The 18,367-nt window shown below is 37.8% G+C and carries 16 protein-coding genes and 1 other annotated feature; of the genes, 14 read left to right on the forward strand and 2 right to left on the reverse strand.

Annotation, left to right across the window (positions count from 1 at the left end; all coding sequences use genetic code 11):
- Positions 1 to 253: 253 nt before the first annotated feature.
- Positions 254 to 1,552 carry a multidrug efflux MFS transporter gene (locus tag AB3I20_RS06010; protein WP_067482666.1) on the reverse strand — a complete coding sequence of 433 codons (1,299 nt, stop codon included), beginning with the start codon at positions 1,550 to 1,552 and terminating at the stop codon, positions 254 to 256.
- Positions 1,553 to 1,703: 151 nt separating this feature from the next.
- Here AB3I20_RS06010 and AB3I20_RS06015 point away from each other — a divergent pair, with 151 nt between their 5' ends.
- The 3 genes from AB3I20_RS06015 (at position 1,704) to AB3I20_RS06025 (ending at position 4,797) form a co-directional block, all read left to right on the forward strand.
- Positions 1,704 to 2,285 carry a TetR/AcrR family transcriptional regulator gene (locus AB3I20_RS06015; RefSeq protein ID WP_071868838.1) on the forward strand — a complete coding sequence of 194 codons (582 nt, stop codon included), beginning with the start codon at positions 1,704 to 1,706 and terminating at the stop codon, positions 2,283 to 2,285.
- A 129-nt stretch (positions 2,286 to 2,414) separates the two neighbouring features.
- Complete coding sequence (locus AB3I20_RS06020; RefSeq protein ID WP_067482663.1) at positions 2,415 to 2,792, forward strand: DUF1033 family protein; 378 nt, start codon at positions 2,415 to 2,417, stop codon at positions 2,790 to 2,792.
- Complete coding sequence (locus AB3I20_RS06025) at positions 2,725 to 4,797, forward strand: DNA topoisomerase III (RefSeq protein ID WP_368027085.1); 2,073 nt, start codon at positions 2,725 to 2,727, stop codon at positions 4,795 to 4,797. The genes AB3I20_RS06020 and AB3I20_RS06025 overlap by 68 nt, the downstream gene beginning before the upstream one ends.
- A gap of 718 nt (positions 4,798 to 5,515) precedes the next feature.
- Here the strand turns inward: AB3I20_RS06025 and AB3I20_RS06030 are convergent.
- Positions 5,516 to 6,001 (reverse strand): prolyl-tRNA synthetase associated domain-containing protein, encoded by a 486-nt coding sequence (locus tag AB3I20_RS06030; RefSeq protein WP_368027086.1) that lies wholly within the window; start codon positions 5,999 to 6,001, stop codon positions 5,516 to 5,518.
- 93 nt (positions 6,002 to 6,094) lie between these two features.
- Positions 6,095 to 6,328 (forward strand) — a binding site (T-box leader).
- Between the two features lie 157 nt (positions 6,329 to 6,485).
- Here AB3I20_RS06030 and AB3I20_RS06035 point away from each other — a divergent pair.
- The 11 genes from AB3I20_RS06035 (at position 6,486) to AB3I20_RS06085 (ending at position 18,164) form a co-directional block, all read left to right on the forward strand.
- Positions 6,486 to 7,127 (forward strand): amino acid ABC transporter permease, encoded by a 642-nt coding sequence (locus tag AB3I20_RS06035; RefSeq protein WP_067482655.1) that lies wholly within the window; start codon positions 6,486 to 6,488, stop codon positions 7,125 to 7,127.
- Positions 7,128 to 7,138: 11 nt separating this feature from the next.
- Positions 7,139 to 7,774 carry an amino acid ABC transporter ATP-binding protein gene (locus AB3I20_RS06040; protein WP_368027087.1) on the forward strand — a complete coding sequence of 212 codons (636 nt, stop codon included), beginning with the start codon at positions 7,139 to 7,141 and terminating at the stop codon, positions 7,772 to 7,774.
- 20 nt (positions 7,775 to 7,794) lie between these two features.
- Positions 7,795 to 8,607, forward strand: a complete 813-nt coding sequence (locus AB3I20_RS06045) for a transporter substrate-binding domain-containing protein (RefSeq protein ID WP_368027088.1) — start codon at positions 7,795 to 7,797, stop codon at positions 8,605 to 8,607.
- A 228-nt stretch (positions 8,608 to 8,835) separates the two neighbouring features.
- Entirely contained in the window at positions 8,836 to 10,155 is a 1,320-nt protein-coding gene (locus AB3I20_RS06050; RefSeq protein WP_368027089.1) for a C39 family peptidase, read from the forward strand.
- Between the two features lie 385 nt (positions 10,156 to 10,540).
- Positions 10,541 to 11,734: an MFS transporter gene (locus tag AB3I20_RS06055; RefSeq protein WP_067482647.1), complete on the forward strand. Its 1,194-nt coding sequence runs from the start codon at positions 10,541 to 10,543 to the stop codon at positions 11,732 to 11,734.
- A 653-nt stretch (positions 11,735 to 12,387) separates the two neighbouring features.
- On the forward strand, positions 12,388 to 12,600 hold the full coding sequence (locus tag AB3I20_RS06060; protein ID WP_368027090.1) for a hypothetical protein: 213 nt from the start codon (positions 12,388 to 12,390) through the stop codon (positions 12,598 to 12,600).
- Positions 12,601 to 12,744: 144 nt separating this feature from the next.
- Entirely contained in the window at positions 12,745 to 12,912 is a 168-nt protein-coding gene (locus AB3I20_RS06065; protein ID WP_368027101.1) for an LPXTG cell wall anchor domain-containing protein, read from the forward strand.
- Entirely contained in the window at positions 12,912 to 13,589 is a 678-nt protein-coding gene (locus AB3I20_RS06070) for a WxL domain-containing protein (RefSeq protein WP_067482641.1), read from the forward strand. The genes AB3I20_RS06065 and AB3I20_RS06070 overlap by 1 nt, the downstream gene beginning before the upstream one ends.
- 95 nt (positions 13,590 to 13,684) lie before the next feature.
- Positions 13,685 to 14,362, forward strand: coding sequence for a WxL domain-containing protein (locus tag AB3I20_RS06075; RefSeq protein ID WP_067482639.1), 678 nt, complete (start codon positions 13,685 to 13,687; stop codon positions 14,360 to 14,362).
- A 104-nt stretch (positions 14,363 to 14,466) separates the two neighbouring features.
- Positions 14,467 to 15,465, forward strand: a complete 999-nt coding sequence (locus tag AB3I20_RS06080) for a DUF916 and DUF3324 domain-containing protein (RefSeq protein WP_368027091.1) — start codon at positions 14,467 to 14,469, stop codon at positions 15,463 to 15,465.
- Between the two features lie 8 nt (positions 15,466 to 15,473).
- Complete coding sequence (locus AB3I20_RS06085; protein ID WP_368027092.1) at positions 15,474 to 18,164, forward strand: leucine-rich repeat protein; 2,691 nt, start codon at positions 15,474 to 15,476, stop codon at positions 18,162 to 18,164.
- The last annotated feature ends 203 nt before the right edge of the window (positions 18,165 to 18,367 follow it).

Consider the following 18,367-nt stretch of genomic DNA (forward strand, 5'->3'; position numbering starts at 1 on the left):
GCACCGAATATCAAAGGTTGCGGCCCAAATCGTTTAACTCCGAGAAGATAAGGAATGATGTTCAAAAACAGTTGTCATCGTTTAGAACAAACATTAATGATTATTTTAAGTAACGCAAGTAACAAAAAAATAAATAAAAAAATAGCTGCTCCTAATTGGGAGTAGCTATTTTTTTATTTACTAGCAGATAAGTTAAGAGAATTTGGTGTAAAAAAGGCTGGCTGACATGGCAACCAACCTTTTCATTTTTTAGTTAATGTAATTGTTTTTCTTTCAAAGAATGCTCTGTTAATGCTGAATCATCTAAAGAAACTGACTTTTCAACAACGGGTTCATGGATTTCTTGTGTATTATGACGGACTAATAAAAAATTAACCATAACGAGTAACGAGGTTGAGAGAAACACGCCCCGATAACCAAAAGCACTTGAAACGCTTGAACCAATCATTGGACCAATCACATTCCCTGTCGCTTGGAAAGATTGATTGTAACTAAAAATTCTACCAGCAGCGTGATGTGGTGAATATTTCGTGATCAATGCTTGAACCGCTGGAAGAAGACAAGCATCCGAGATCCCAACTAAAAAACGCAAACCAGCAAGCTGCCAAACATTTGTGACAAATGCCATTGGAATATAAACTAAGACGGCAAAGCCTAAGCCGATTGCTAGAATTCGTTCACTACCGATTCGATCACCAAGCCGTCCAAAACGAGGTGCTGCAATCAAAGTTGCTATCCCAGGAATCGATGCAATAATTCCGCTAACTAAAGTCACGTCTCCATGTCCATTCAATAACTGACGAATATACAAACTAATGATTGGACTAATTGAATTATTAGATGCTTGGATAATCATTGTAGTGATAAACATTCCCAAGACAACTTGAGGATACTTAAGCTCTCGAAAAATTTGTTTAGCAGAAACCATGTTTTCTTTTTTCACAGGTATAAATTCTTCATGAACAAAAAATAGACTAAGTAGAAAAACCAAAAATAAAATAATTCCAGTAATGAAAAATGTTGGACGATAGCCAAAGGTTGAAGCAGAAATACCACCTAACAGCGGACCGAGTAATGTTCCAGTAACTGATCCAGTAGCCAGTGTTCCAAGAACTTGACCACTTTTTTCTTTAGGAGTACCTGTCGCAACGAGAGCGGTGGCATTACTGATGTAGCCCGAAAAGATACCTTGCAAAAGACGTAAGCCAACAAGTTGATAAACATTGCTGACGCAACCCATTAAGGCAATCACAACTGCCATCCCAAGAGAAGCACGTAACAGCATCAATTTTCGCCCTTTTTGATCGGCAAGTTTTCCCCACCATGGGGAGATAATCGTCGTTACCAAAAAAGTAGAAGAAAAGGTTAAGCCACTCCAAAAATTCAACTGAGCGGTACTATAATGACCTAACGTATCTATGTAAAGTGACATAAATGGCATGACCAGACTGAACCCAATACCAGCCATAAAAGTTCCAAACCATAAAACGAGTAGATTGCGTTCCCAAACTTCTCTTCTTCTAAATATTTTTCTTTTTATTTCCGTAGTCAAGCAAAATCCTTCTTTCTGAAAATTTTCATCTACAGTCGATTATTATAAACTACAACTTGTAGTTTATCAACAAAACTTCCTTTTTTATCCGAGTTTTTCATGTTAAACTATGAATGTTAAGGATTTTTTTACTTATGAGGAGATTAAAGAAATGAAAAAGAGAAATCTGTCTCAAGAAAAAATCATCGACTGTTTTCGTGAGTTAGCAGAAGAAATGGATGTGCAACAACTTACTTTTCAACATTTAGCAAAACGTTTAGACATCAAGTCGCCTTCACTCTATAACTATTTTAAAAATATTCGTGAGGTGAAAACGGCGTTGACTGCGCAGCTTTTACGTGAACTGAATGACCAATTGTTACGAGCATTAGTTGGGAAAAGTGGTGCTGAGGCACTCCGAATATACGCAAAAACTTATCAAGAATTTGCTTTTGCCAATCGCGCAGTCTATGAGTTATTGATTAGTATTCCCCACACGAATGAAGAAATTTTACTCGATGGGATCCATGAAACGAATCAAATCATCTTGCAGATTTTTGAAGTATTTGAATTAACAAATGAAGAAAAAGTTCATCGCAGCCGTGAGCTAAGAAGTCTGATCCATGGGTATTTATCTTTACGTTTTTTAGGCTATTTTACTCGTGAACCACAAGTGGATCCAGAAGAAAGCTATCGCTGGATGATTGAAGATTTTATTGCGACATTGTCATCTAAAAAAGGTTTGGATAAATGAAAATTAAAATAGATTGATTTTCGTAAGAGTGATTTCTTGCAACTTTTTTGAAAAGTGACTAAGATGTAGCTATTGTGAAACGAGCAGAACAAAATGCTTACGTCTAAGTTGAAAAGAGGGAACGCAAATATGTATCAAGTAATAACCATGTTTGGTGATAATGAGCCATGGTGGTTTTTCGAGAATTGGGAAGAAGATATTCAAGATGAGAAAATCTTTGATTCTTTTGAAGAAGCCAAAGCTGAGTATGAAAAACAATGGATCGCAATCCATCAAAAATATGAATATATCAATGCGAAGAGCAACTTTCTAAGCGCCTTTTGGAATGAAGGAGAAGAGCGCTGGTGTGAAGAATGTGATGATGATCTCCAACAATATAAAGGTTTAGCTTTATTAAAAGAAAATCAACCACTCAGCGTAGAAAGTGGAAAGGAATTTTATGAAACAACTAATTCTAGCGGAAAAACCAAGCGTTGCCAAAGACCTAAGCAAGGTGCTTGGAGCTAATCAAAAACATAAAAATTATTACGAAGGACCCAAGGTGATTGTGACCTGGGCCCTTGGTCATTTATTGGGACTGAAAATGCCAGAAGACTTGAACAAAGAATGGCAGAGTTGGCAGATGGAAACATTACCGATGATTCCCAAAAATCTAGGAATCAAACCACTACCAAAAACTGGGCATCAATTAAAGGCAATCAAGCAATTAGCAACCCGAAAAGATGTGGATGAAGTTGTCATTGCAACGGATGCTGGAAGAGAAGGCGAGTTAGTCGCGCGCTGGATTTTAGAATACGTACATTTTAATAAACCAGTAAAACGTTTATGGATTTCTTCTCAAACAGATAAAGCAATCAAAGATGGATTTAAGCACCTCAAGCCAGCCAAAGAATACGATGCACTTTATGCGTCTGCTTTGGCAAGAGCAAAAGCAGACTGGTTAGTCGGTTTAAATGTGACACGAGCATTGACGGTTAAATATCAGGATAATTTATCTGCAGGCCGTGTGCAAACACCAACTTTAGCTTTAGTACGTGATCAAGAAAAGAAGATTGAACAATTTCGACCACAGACTTATTTTACAATCCATTTAGCGGTTGCTAACGAACAAGCGAAAATGATTCAAAAAAATCAATTTGCGTTGAAAAAAATAGAAGAAGCACAAGCACTTGTGAAAACATTAAGTCAGTCGAATGGTACGGTAACAGAGATTCAAGAAAAGCTAAAGACTGAACCTGCTCCGTTGCCTTATGATTTGACGGAAATCCAGCGTGAAGCGAACCAACGACATGGTTATTCAGCGAAAAAAACATTAAGTTTAGTTCAAAGTTTGTATGAAACACACAAAATCGTGACTTATCCGCGTACAGATAGTAAGTATTTGACAAATGATATGAAAAGCACGATGAAAGAGCGTCTACAAGCTGTTAGTGATTTTGCACCAGAAGTGAAACTTTACTTGAAAAATGGCGCAGTAGTGAAACAAACAAAAGTTTTTCAAGATAGCAAAGTAACTGATCATCATGCGCTGTTACCAACGGAAAATCGTCCACGTTATGAAAAATTGAGCAACGAGGAACAAAAAATTTATCAAATGATCGTAACACGTTTCTTAACGTTATTTGCTGAACCACATAAAGTGAGCCAGACAAAAATCACCGTAAATTTTGGAAAAGAAATATTTGTTTTTCGTCAAAATCGAGTGGTTCAAGCTGGCTGGAAGAAATCAGCGGAAGAAACGGTTAACGAAGTTGAATGGAAAAAAGGGCAGCGCATTACGCCAAACTTTACTATCAAAAAAGAACTTTCTGCACCGCCAAAGCCATTAACTGAAGCAAGTTTACTTGGATTTATGGAGAAGTATAGTTTGGGCACACCAGCGACTCGTGCGGAGATTATTGAAAAATTGATTAAATCAGAATTAATGGAGCGGACACCAGCTGGTCTACAAGTTTCGCCGAAAGGTAAGCAATTACTTGAGTTAGTTAATCCTTCATTAGTTACACCAGAATTGACTGAAAGTTGGGAAAAAGATCTGGAAGCCATTGCCGCAGGAAAAAAACAGGCGGGTCAATTTTTACAAGGAATTGAAAAGGAAACGAAACGTTTAGTTCAAGAAATCAAAACAAGCAAGCAATCTTATCAAGATTTTTCAATTACACAAAAGAAATGTCCTGAATGTGGTTCAAATTTACGAGAAAAAAATACGCGTGACGGTAAAATCTATGTCTGTACGAATGCGGACTGTAGTTATCGTCGACGAAAAGATCCTAAGGTGTCGAACCATCGTTGCCCACAATGTCATCGAAAAATGGAAATCATTGAGGGGAAAAATGGCACTTATTTCCGTTGTAAATATGATGGAACGACAGAAAAAATGTTAGGGAAAAAAGAGCAAAAGAAAAAGATGACGAAGCATGAAGAGCGTCGTCTGATGAAAAAATATTCACAGGCGGAAGAGCCGGAAGAAAGTCCTTTGGCAGCTGCTTTAAAAGCTGCGATGAAAGAGTAGTAGAAAAAGGATGTGGCGCAAAATGCTTAGCTCCGACAAGATAGTGAGCAAACACGCAAAATAGCTTTTCATATTTTGCCGTGGATGCAAACTATCTGGAGGAGTTGTTTTGGGAACACCGTGAATAAAGGATGTGGCGCAAAGCGTGTAACTTCAAGCAATAAGGAGTTTTTTCTAAAAATAGTTTCTCATGTTTTTATGAAAAAAAGACTTATTGCCGAAGAAGTTGCTTTGGGAACACCGTGAAAAAGGTTGTGAAAGAAGTGCTCTGCTCCAATAAACAAGAATAAATTTTCGGAAATTGCTTTTCAAATTTTTGTGAAATTTGGACTTATTTGGAAGGAGTTATTTCTTGAATAACGTGAATAAAGATTGTGGCGCAAAATGTTTAGCTTCGACAAGATAGTGAGCAAACACGCAAAATAGCTTTTCATATTTTGACGTGTATGCAAACTATCTGGAGGAGTTGTTTTGGGAACACCGTGAATAGAGGTTGTGGCACAAAACGTCTTGCTTCAAACAAGTAAGAACACTTTTCTAAAAATAATAGCTCAAAATTAGTTAAACAACTAAAGAATAAAAGAAAATCAAAAAAGCCACGCAAGCTTCTACATGAGAAGCTGCGTGGCTTTTTATAAGATTTCTGCTATTTTTCAGCAGATTGTTTGATATGAATAAAGAAAATTTGAACCAGACTTATTTACTTAATTTCAAATGCCTATAAACTTTCAAAAATTGGCAGATGATTTAAATACTTTAGAATTTTTTGGAAATCTACAAAATCGATAATTAATGTTGTTGTATTTATGTTTGGGTGAAAGCCAACTGTGTCTTTTTGGTCGATTGCCGCATCAATAACTACTTGAATTTGATTTTCGGTATCGTGCATAAGGGCTAAAGGCGTGAGGGTGCCAGCAGGAACGCCTAATAATTGGGTCATTTGTTCTTCTGATAAAAAAGAAAGACGCTTCTCAGCTAATTCATCGGCTAACTTTTTTAAATCAGCATGTTTTTCATCAGGCAAGATAACAAGATAAATTTGCTTGCCTTTTTTTGATTTCAACAATAAATTTTTAACTTGAGGACCAGGTAAATCAAATGTCAAATTTTTAACAGATGTAATTGCTGGATGGTCCACTTTTTGATAAGAAATTCCTAGGTGAGAAAGTAGCTCGTACGCTTCTTGTTCAGTTGCTTGTGGCATATTTCATTCGACCTCCTTCATTTATTTTTATTTTAACAGGTAAAAAAAATTTGACAAATGAAAATTAATCCTGTAAATTACACGTAAGTAAATGAAATGACATCGAAAAGAAGAGTAGCCATTAGCAGTTTTTAGAGAGTCTCTGGTTGGTGCGAAGAGATAGCAACTAATTGTGAAACACATCTTGGAGTCGGTTTTTTGAAATTGAGAAGTAGGAGAACCCGGGTAGCCCGTTATAGCTGCGGTCATTGTTTGATGACCAGATGAGGTTGGCTGACTGTGAAGTGCCAACAAAAAAAGGTGGAACCACGTTTATTCGTCCTTTGGTCATAACGACCAAAGGCTTTTTTTTTCACCAATTTCTGGAAACAAGACCGCTAGAGGTTTTTTCTGCAAGGAAAAAGCAAACAGAGGTGGAACCACGTGTAAACGTCCTCTTGGCATCAAGCCAAGAGGGCTTTTTTTATTTAAAGGAGGAAAAACAATGAAAGATTTAATTGAAGTTATGCCGCAATTATTAGTTGGAGCACTGACAACCTTGAAATTATTTTGTTTGACATTAGTCGGCTCACTACCACTCGGATTGATTTTAGCGTTAGGATTATCGCTCAACTTTAAGCCAATTCGTTATCTTCTTCAAACGTATGTCTGGGTTATGCGAGGAACACCATTACTTTTACAATTGATTTTTGTTTTTTATGGGTTACCAACGATTGGGATTGTCTTCGATCGTTTTGAAGCAGCTTTACTAGCTTTTGTATTAAATTATGCGGCATACTTTGCCGAAATCTTTCGCGGGGGAATCCAATCTATTCCACAAGGACAGTATGAAGCAGCACAAGTTTTACAATTTAGTCCTTTTCAAACAGTGACGAAAATCGTGATCCCACAGGTAATAAAAATTGTTCTTCCTTCTGTAGGAAATGAAGTCATCAACTTGGTGAAAGATTCTTCATTAGTTTATATTTTAGGTTTAGGGGACGTTATGCGTGCAGGAAAAATTGCCATGGAACGGGATGCTAGTTTATTACCATTACTAGGTGTGGCAGGAATTTATCTTGCACTGACAGGAATCTTGACATTGATTATGAAACAAGTAGAAGAGAAGTTGAACTATTATCGCTAGGAGGAAAAAAGATGATCGAATTAAAAAAAGTAAGTAAAACATTTGGTAAAAAACAAGTAATCAAAGAGTTAGATTTAGTCATTCCTGATGGTAAGACATTAGCTATCGTTGGTCCTTCTGGTGGCGGGAAGACAACCCTCCTTCGTGTATTAGCTGGGCTTGAAAAAACAGATAGTGGTGAGTTTTATTTAGATCAAGAACCATTTAACCCAGCGGAACTAAAAAATCGGGAACAAGTGGTAGGCGTTGTATTCCAAGATTTTCAATTATTCCCACATTTAAGTATTTTCGATAACATCACTTTAGCGCCTAAGAATGTGTTAAAACAGCCAAAAGAAGTGTATACCAAAAAGGCAAAAGAGCTGGCAGAGTCTTTAGGTATCAGTGATTTATTAGACAGCTATCCTTTCCAATTGTCAGGTGGGCAAAAGCAACGTGTTGCAATCGCACGCGCGTTAGCTATGAATCCCAGAGTGTTAGCTTACGATGAGCCAACAAGTGCACTAGACCCTGAGTTGCGTCAACAAGTTGAAAAGTTGATTGTATCTCTGAAAGAAGAAGGTGTAACTCAAATTATCGTGACCCATGATTTAGTTTTTGCAGAAAATGTGAGCGATCAGTTATTAAAAGTAACACCAAACCAGTAAAAGAAAGGGAGAAAAAATAGATGAAAAAATTTACTCAGGCATTATTTTTAGTTCTTTTTATTTTACTCGGACTTTCTGGTTGTGGACGAAAGCCAACAGAAGACAGTTGGGCGACAATCAATCAAGAAAAAGAAATCACGATTGGCTTAGACGATACGTTTGTTCCGATGGGGTTTCGTGATAAAGATGGTAAGTTAACTGGCTTTGATATCGAGTTAGCTAAAGCTGTGTTTAAAGAATATGGAATCAAGGTCAACTTTCAACCGATTGACTGGTCAATGAAGGAGTTTGAGTTGACTAATGGAACGATTGATCTGATTTGGAATGGCTATTCCAAAACCCCTGCACGTGAAAAAAAAGTACAGTTTACACAACCTTACATGGAAAACATGCAAGTTTTAATAACGCCTAAAAGTTCTAAAATCACAAGTTTTGCAGACATGAAGGGGAAGATTCTAGGTGCTCAAAATGGTTCATCAGGTTACGATGTCTTTACGAAGCAACCGGAAGTCCTAAAAGATTATGTTAAAAACCAGGAAGCTGTTCTATATGATAGCTTTAATGAAGCATTGATTGATTTGAGAAGTGGTCGAATTGATGGTTTATTAATGGATCGTGTGTATGCAAATTATTATTTGAAACAAAAAAATCAATTGCAAGATTATCACATTTTAACTGGAGATTATGCAAGCGAGGATTTTGCAGTAGGGGCGAGAAAATCAGATCAGACATTAGTGACAAAAATCAATCAGGCGTTTAATCAACTAGAAGCCTCAGGTGAGTTTCAGAAACTGTCACAGCGATGGTTTGGGGAAGATGTGACGCCAAAATGACTAAATGAAAGATAGTTTAAGAAATCAGTAACGGGGTTTCTTGAGCTATTTTTTATTTAAGTAAGTAAATATAAAGAAACAGAAGAGAAGGTTACCCTATAAAAAAGGAACACTGGTATGTGAAGATAAGAGCAGGTATGCGTCCGTTTGGATCACTCATGTTTTTTTTATAAATGTAAAAAAGAATGTTATCATAAATGAGACATATTTTTACGGAGGAACAGTTTAATGAAAAAGGGTGTAGGGTATTTAGTATGTGTGACGTTGCTGTCAACAATGATGTTAGCAACGACAAGTGTTCTTGCTGAAGAAACAATTGATACAACGACGAATACAACAATGAATAAGCAGACGATAATGTCTACTTATACGGAGGAACAAACGAAAAGTAGTACAGTTACAGAGGAAGACCAAGTTGAAGAAGTACAGACAACTATTGTCAATGGGGAACAAGTAACTGTTGAACCACCAGTCAAAGAAGGTCAAGCTGAGGCAGAGGCAACGGAGGCACCAAAAGAAGAGTTGCAAGAAGGTGGATCAAGTCTTTATGCGCGAAGTGCGATTCAAAGTTCTGTTCAAACATTTCCGATGTATCGTTTATTCAATCCCTATAGTGGGGAACATTTTTACACAAGAGATACTGGTGAGCGTGATAAACTGAGAAAAATTGGCTGGAACTATGAAGGAGTTGGCTGGCAAGCGCCAACAACTGGTGCACCTGTTTATCGTTTGTACAACCGTTACAATGGGGAACATTTTTACACGCTAAATGCGAAAGAGCGCGACAATATCACTAAATATGGTTGGAAGTATGAAGGCATTGGTTGGTACTCTTACACTGGCACAAATGGAATCCCCGTTAGCCGTCTGTATAGTAAACGGGTCAACTGGCATCATTACACGCTAGACGAAAACGAAAAAAATGTGATTAGTAAACAAGGCTGGAACTATGAAGATGTAGGTTGGTATGCGGTAGGGAATGGCCAACAAACGAATGATGACTATAAGCTTCTTGGTGTAAAAAATTACAACCAATACGCTTTAGGTGCACCAAGCGGTTGTGAGGGTGCTTCATTACTGCAAGCTTTACAATACAAAGGAAAAATCACTAACTGGAGCTTAACTCAATTTTTAAATACGATTCCTAAATCTACAAATGGAAATCCAAATACTGGTTTTGTTGGCAGTCCTTTTGTAGAAAATTCTTGGACCTATTCCGCAATCTATCCTGCACCATTAACAACTTGGGGACAAAAGTATGGCAATGTTCAAAACATTTCTGGAAGTTCGATGAATATTCTTTTAAATGAAGTGAAAAGCGGGAACCCAGTTGTTGCTTGGGTAACGATTAATTTCCAACCGATACGCTGGGGTAACTGGAATTTTGGGGTAGCGGCCAATAATAATCACGCAGTAACACTCGATGGCTACAACAAGGGCAGTAATCAAGTTCATGTTTCTGATCCAATCAGTGGCTCATATTGGCTAAGCCGAACAACATTTGAGAATATTTACAATGCAAGAAAATATGCAGTAGTTGTAAAATAAGTAAAAGACAAGACAGGGACAAAATTAAAATCCAGCCGTTCTTAACACAGTTTCCAATTTAAAAAACGCCTAAAATTATCGTTTTCAAAACGAACTTTGGGCGTTTTTCTATTTAATAGAATAATCAGTTAGGAGAGGAGGAACCTTCAAGTGAAAAGCTTCTTTTATTTGAATTCACTATACCGACAAACTTGCAACAATTCATTGACTATTTAGTCAGTTAAAGCACTAATTAGCGACAGTTATGAGTGAGCCGTTTATTCATAATACTTGGATTGCTGAAATTATACTCAATTTAAAATTCAAAAGTACTTGCATTTTTTTTCGTTTATATGTATAATTTCGATAATTTAGGGTTATTTTTCAGGAAAAGGGGTAAGGTGAAATGTCAAAGTATCAACGGAAAGTTTTATTGTCAACATCAGCGGGAATCGCATTAGAAAATATGGATATCATGTTTTTAGCTTTTTCTTTATCTTCAATGATTGCAACTTTTCATATTAGTGGAACACAGGCGGGAATGATCGCTACAATCACTAATTTGGGGATGCTCGTTGGAGGTATTTTTTTTGGGCTCATGGCAGATAAATATGGACGAGTAAAAGTATTCTCACAAACAGTCATTTTATTCTCAATTGCTTCATTATTGATGTTTTTTGCTTCAAATATCTATCTCGTTTATCTTTTTCGTTTTATCGCAGGGATTGGTGCAGGAGGAGAATATGGCGCATGTATGTCCTTAATTTCTGAAAGCTTTTCGAAAAAACAAATTGGAAGAGCTTCTTCGATTGCAGGAATTGGCGCTCAGGTAGGGGCTGCTTTAGCAGCTATTTTAGCAGCTCTCGTTATTCCTTTGCTAGGTTGGAAAATGTTGTATGTTATTGGGGTACTGCCAGTACTAATGGTTTTATTTATACGTCGAGGATTGAAGGAACCAGAGGAATTCCAGAAAAAGCGAGTGACTGGTAAACCAACGAAACTGATTAATCTATTTGAAACAAAGAAACTAGCCTGGCAAACAATTGGTCTAAGTATCATGGTGACAGTGCAAATTGCTGGTTACTTTGGTTTGATGAATTGGTTACCTTCCATTATGCAGAAACAATTAGGTTTATCTGTCTCAGGTTCTTCAATATGGATGGTTAGTACGATTGCAGGGATGTCACTAGGAATGTTGACTTTTGGTATCATTATGGACAAATTAGGACCTAGAACTGCATTTACGTTATTTTTGATTTGTTCTTCATTGTCAGTATTCCTACTGGTAATGGCTCACAGTCAGTGGAGTTTAATCGCAGCTGCAGTTGTCGTTGGCTATTTTATCAACGGCATGTATGGCGGGTACGGTGCAATTATTAGTAGTTTATATCCAACTGAAATTAGAGCAACTGCGAATAATTTCATTATGAACTTAGGACGTGCAGTTGGTGGTTTTTCTTCTATTATTATTGGTTTTTTGATGGATCATTATGATTTGACCGCAGTTATCATTTTTTTAAGTAGTATTTATCTAGTTAGTTTGCTGGTTTTGATGACACTTACTGAGGTTAAAGCTTTAAAGGTAAGTTTGCAAGAATAGATGGTGTTGAAAGTGCTTAGCTGATTTAGATGCTAAGCTCTTTATTTATTACGTGATAAAAGGGACTACCTTCAATAGATAGTCCCTCAGACTGTAGACAAATACGTTCAACATTTAGAAAATAGAGAGTTGAACGTATTCTTTGTCTTAGTATCAAAGTAAAAAAAGAAAGATGAAGGCTTTTCTTTTAGCCCCGTATGCACTGTGACTTTTCCCAACAAGGAAACCATCATGTATTGATTTATTTCATTCATTGAGAGTTTTGACATGTTTCTTCCGTATTTATTTAAAGCGTTTTCGTGTATTGAGTGTAAAATAAAAAAACTGTAGATGTCACCCCTTTTTTGGGACTTTATTTATAGTCTGGAACCTCTTTTGTGTGAGCAAAAGAGGTTTTTGTTTTATAGAAAAACAAAATGGCTTATCGTACTAGTCCTGACTGAATAAATTTCATTTAAAATCATTTGGCCAGCTATTTAGGAATAAATGGCTGGTTTTGGTCGTTAAAAAAGCAAATTTCCTCCTTGCTACAGAAAAATGGACAATTTCGGACAAAAGAAAAATGCGGAAATTTCGAGCGCTTGCTAACATAAATTATAGAGTTGAAGTACTTGATTCGCCAGCCACCACCATAATGCGAAAGGGGGGATAATATGGGCAGTATGGAAATGAAAAATATTAATGTTTATCGTGTGGGATTTTGTAGTCAAAGAAAAAATGGTGGGATGTTACATGTAGAACGAGCTTTTGGATTTGAGCCAGAGATGACTGAAGCAGAAATCAAAAAATTTTTGTTTGCTCGTATGGGAAGAATTTTATCGATTGAATATATTGATGAAATTGAGCGAGATGTCATATGTTGGTAATTAAGTTGCTAAAAAGAAGATGGGAGTAAAATAGTGTGTAAATTTATTCGTTCATGTTTTCTAGTACTTCTTTTTACGCTGACCTTGGGTTATACCTCGGAGGTAAATGCCAGAACAACGGTCCAAAGAGAATCTGAAGTACGTGTGAGAATCATCAATCCGCAAGATAGTAAGTTGGTCAATAACGAGAACAATTTGCTTCCCAAAACAGGGAGCATTGCAAATAACAAGTTCTTCTTTAGCGGTGTATTACTACTGTTGAGTGGAGCATATTTAATCAAAACTAGAAAAAGAAAGAAGGAACAGGAATAATGAAAAAAATTGGATTAACAGCTGTCGGTATTTTAGCTATTACAGGAGGTAGTGTTGTTGCACAAGCTACAACCGAGTTTCCAGAAGCAGGAAAAGCAGAGAGTTCTGTACGAGTATTGATTGAAGATGATGGAGAAATTGTCATTCCACCGATTGATCCGGAGGTGCCAGAACCACCAATTGACCCAGAAAATCCAAATCCAGAACCTGGTTTACTAGATGTTTTGTATGTATCTCCTTTAGATTTTGGCACAGTTGTGTTGAATGGTGAAGAACAAGTGATTGATGCTGCAGATGATGTAGATAAAGCAGGACAAGTTTTTTCACCAATGGTTTCCGTTCAAGATCGACGCGCAGATGCGCAACGTCAAGGCTGGGCTTTAACGGTTCGGTACGAAGCTGATTTCTTAGATGGTGCAGAAATCAAAATGAATCCATATGTTCATAGTAGTAACCAAGAAGAATTTGGGATTGAAACTGGCGGAGAAATTTCATTAAGCACTAATGCAACAACCTTTGCGGAAGCTGGTCAAGTACCATATGCACGTCACACGGTTTCCATGGGAATGGCACAACCAGATCAAGCTGTTCAATTAGTTATTCCTGGAGAAGATTATGCTTCAGGTGAGTATACAACGACGATTATCTGGGAATTAACAGACGGTCCGTTGGGCTAAACATTGGGTAACTCAAACTAAAACTCCTTATGAAAAAAGTATTTAAAATAACAACAACAAACTTAGAAAAATAAAGATTAGAAAGCAGGAAAAAGATGAAATCAATCAAATTAATGAGCACAGCTGCCTTAATGGCAATGCTAGTAGGAACAGGTATTCAAGTTTCTGCAACGACATATAATGGACCGCTTGATGCAAACTCTTCAGTTACAGCGGAAATTACGATTCCACCGATTGATCCAGAAAATCCAGAGATTCCGCCAATCGATCCAGAAAATCCGGAACCACCGATTGATCCAGAAGTGATTAACCCAGATCGTGGAGATGGGTTATCGATTCGTTATGTCTCTTCATTAGACTTTGGAAGTGCGGAATTCTCAACAGAGGCTCAACGTTTGACGGCAAGCCTAGACTCTGGGCTTAATGAAGAGTCAGAAGTACAAGAATTTGAAAACATGGTCACGGTAGAAGATATTCGTGGGGAACGAGATGGCTGGACATTGACCGTTCGTCAAGCAACAGCATTCATGGACGGCTCTGTTATGACGCTGAATCCACATGTGGCAAACAATGACTATGGCGTAACAATTACTTCGGGTGCGCTAATTGTCAATACAGAAGATGAAGTTTTTGCACAAGCGGATAATCAAGAGGCCGATGCTGGTGTGATTTCCATGGGGATGGGGAATGTCACACTAGATGTACCCGCACGTGCAGGTGTAGGGGCATACGAAACAAGTTTGATGTGGAATTTGACAAACGGACCTGAGTAAGTCAAGACAAAAAAGCAAAAAAGAATGAACAACAGAAAAGGGTACTTATTCCCTTTTCTTGTTCATAACTAAAAAACAGTCAAAAAAGAAAGGAAGATGCATACGTGCGACGAGTAGTAGTGGGATTGATTTGCGTTGCCTCTGTAGTAGGTTTGTTTTTTACGGGAGGCAGTGTAGTAGAAGCAAGTTCACCTGATTTTAGTGTACAAGCAGTGTTGCCCGAAAGCCAAACGAATGAAGGCGTTTCGTATTTTGATATCAACTTAGAACCAAAACAGGAAGAGATGTTGGCAGTTCAAGTTACAAACAATTCGGAAGAAGAAATGACCCTTGACATAGGTGTGAATACTGCAACAACCAATAGTAATGGTGTGATCAACTATGGATTTAGTGAGGCAGAACCAGACGATACCTTGCCGATTAATTTTGCTGGAATCGTTGAACTTGAAGACCAATCAATCACACTAGCTGCAAGCGAAACGCGCACGGTTGAAGCGAAAGTAAAGATGCCAGAACAATCTTTTGATGGCATCTTACTGGGGGGAATCACGGTTTCTGAACAAGTATCGGAAAATGAGAGCCAAATCACAAACCGCTTTTCCTATTCCTTAGCTGTGGTCATTAACCAAACGGATCAAGAAATTTCACCTGTGGTAGACCTAACACAAGTAAACGTAGACCAACGAAACCGTCGAAGTTTTGTGATTGGTTCGATTCAAAATCAAGCAGCAATGATTTTGAATGACGTACAGGTAGAAGCACAAGTGTTTGAAAAAGGAAACGAGACACCGATTTATACAGAGGCACGAGGCGATATGCGCATGGCACCTAATTCGACTTTACCTTTTGGGATTAGTACAGGGACGAAACCATTACAGGCTGGCGACTATCGACTAAAAATGGTTGTTGCTTCTGGCAAGGAAGAGTGGCAATTCGAAAAAAATTTTACCATCACCGCAAAAGAAGCCAGAGAACTAAATGAACAAGCGGTGAATTTAGAAACGAATCGAACCGGTCTTTACTTGGCAATTGCTAGTGGTGTGGTCGTGTTGTTATTATTAGTGATTGCTTGGTTAGTGTACTCAAAACGAAAAAAGAAGTAGGTGAAAATATGAAACAGAAAATTTGGCAGAAGTTTTCCGTTCTGTGTATGGTTTTAGCTTTGATGATGCCAAGTATCGTGCAAGCAACAGAAATCGTCGCCACAAGTGAGGCGGAAGTAAGCACTGATAAAATTGCAGAAGAAACTTCTGAAACTGAAGAGGAGATAGAAATTTTCGATGAGGAACTGGTGAACAAAGATAGCGAAGCAGAATACATTGTTGAAGGGGATGCTTCTGCTGATTTAAAAACAGATAATCACTCAAATGAAAATGAGTCACCAGATCCGGGAACAGGAAATAAAAATGAGTTTATAAAAGAGGAAACCGTAAATACGGAAGAGTCTGAAAGTGAACAAGTTGAACCGAAGCTGGAGATTACATCAACTAATGTAATCGTGAACGATATGGAATTTAGTTTTGGGGGGAGCGAGGGAAATTCATTTGCAAAGCTTGTAGGTTATCATGGTGGCGGAGGTGACGTAGTAATTCCATCGGAGGTTGTAAACAGTGCTGATGGTTGGACGATGCCTTCGCCAGTTACAGGAATCGGATCTAATGCGCTCAAAAAGAAAGGATTAACGAGTGTAAAAATACCCAATAGTATAGAAATGATTGGATCTGGTGCATTTAGAGAAAATGACCTTACTAGTTTAGAAATTCCAGCTAGCGTGAAGGTGATTTTGAACAACGCGTTTCAAGGTAATAACCTAACAAGCATAAATCTATCCAGCGGAATAGAAGAGATCCAAACGGCTGCATTTTCGTTTAATAAACTTAATAGTATAGAAATCCCAGCTAGTATAGCAAGTCTCGGAACCAATGCGTTTTCGAGTAATAGTACCTTGGCAAATGTAAAAATTCTCAATCCCCATGATGAATTAAGTTTCGATAGCGGTGTCTTTGCTAATAGTCCGGTACAGTATATAGAAACTGAGGTAGAAAGTGTAAACAAATTGTTAGAAGTGCTCAATCCATCGGCAATGCACTTTGTGAGTGTGAGAACAATTCTACGTGCACTTGACTATAAATCCGGGACTGAAAAGGCACTTGAGGTGGGACTTGGTGAAGATGTCGGCTATGAAATCTCCCAACAATATCAGATTGAATCAATATCCAATGAAATTTGGAAAGAGTATACACCAACAGTTCAGTGGATGAAAAACGGAGCTACCTTATCTGGTGAAATCAATCCACTACTAGCCCTTGATTCAGTAACTGCAAACGACAGTGGTGTGTATCATGCGGTAGTTGATGGCGTGATATTTCCTGAACTCACTTTAAAAGTAGAAGGACAGAACGAATTTGAGTTCGAATTTAGCGGTACAGATGGAAATTCGACTGCAACTCTTATTGGTTATAACGGTGCAGGTGGAGATGTAGTGATTCCATCAGAAACTGTGAATACAGAAGCAGGCTGGGATGAGCCTTCACCAGTTACTGTAATTGAAAGCAATGCGTTTTACGGTAAGCAACTTACCAACGTGAACGTACCAGATGGCGTGACGAGCTTAGGTGTCTTTGCGTTCTATGATAATCAGCTTACAAATGTGGAATTGCCAGATACTATAACGAATATGGGATCTTATGCTTTTGCCAATAATAGAATTACCCATGTAAATATCCCAAAGAATCTAACAGTGTTAGAAGATCACGTGTTTCTAGGAAATAATCTCACAAATGTAACCCTTCCAGAGGGCATTATAAGTATAGGAAATAATGCCTTTGCCTTGAATGAGTTAACAGATATTTATATTCCTGAATCTGTAACAAGTTTTGGGACAGGCGTATTTCAAGGAAGTCCGCTACAATATATCGAAACCAGTTTAGAAAACATTGATACATTAAAGAACCTACTAACTTCAACGGTTATGAATGGCGTTATTGACAGAACGGTTCTTCGTGCACTTGAGTACGAAATCGGAACGAAGAAAGAAAGATCTGTTTTAGTTGGCCAAACGATTGATTATGCAATTTCGCAACAGTATCGACTTCGATCAGTGGACACTTGCGTATGGGATGCGCATCTACCAGAAGTACAATGGGAAAAAAATGAATCAGCTATTGAGGGAGCGACTTCTCCATTCCTAGAGCTTTTAAATGTTCAAGAATCAGACAGTGGAATCTATAAAGCAATTGTGGATGGAACGCCGTTTCCTGATTTACAGCTAGAAGTTATTCCAGAATTAGAACCGGAAATTCCAGCGATTGATCCAAGTGAGCCTCCTGCATCACCAGAAAATGTGAACCCAGATGTTGCCGGATTATCGATTCGCTATGCAAGTGACATTCACTTCAAGTCAGCACCATTTAGCGTATCTGACCAAGATTTATTTTTAGATACTCAAGAAAATCAACCAATGGTAACGATCCAAGATATGCGACCAAAATCAGAACGTTCTGGCTGGGAATTGTTGGTGAGTCAAGATACATCGTTTATGAATGGTGCAGAAATCGTGATGAATCCATTTATTCATCAAGCCAATCAAGACAACTTACTCATAGACCCGTCTTCAGAGTTAGTTTTAAATGATGCACCTCAACGATTCGCAGGAACCACCACTAACCAATCAAATCCATTTGGTATTGTTTCGATGGGAATGGAGAGTGAAGGGAAGCCAATGCGTCTCAGAGTGCCCGGAAAAACTGGGGTGAACAGCTACGAAACAACTGTTCATTGGCAGTTAGTGACAGGACCATAGCATTTTTTTAGTTGGTTTAACACAATGAAAAACACAGGAGACTATTGTCTAATATTAAGAAAATGACTGAGTTGATGAAACAGTAAAATGAAAAAAGTCGAGACACTGACGAAAATATCAATGAATAGTCATGAACAATGCAATCTATATATGAAGTCGTAGCTAAATACTTTGATTATCTGTTATCAAAGTATTTAGCATAA

Source organism: Enterococcus sp. C50 (assembly GCF_040887505.1).
In the GTDB taxonomy this organism is placed as follows: domain Bacteria; phylum Bacillota; class Bacilli; order Lactobacillales; family Enterococcaceae; genus Enterococcus_B; species Enterococcus_B thailandicus.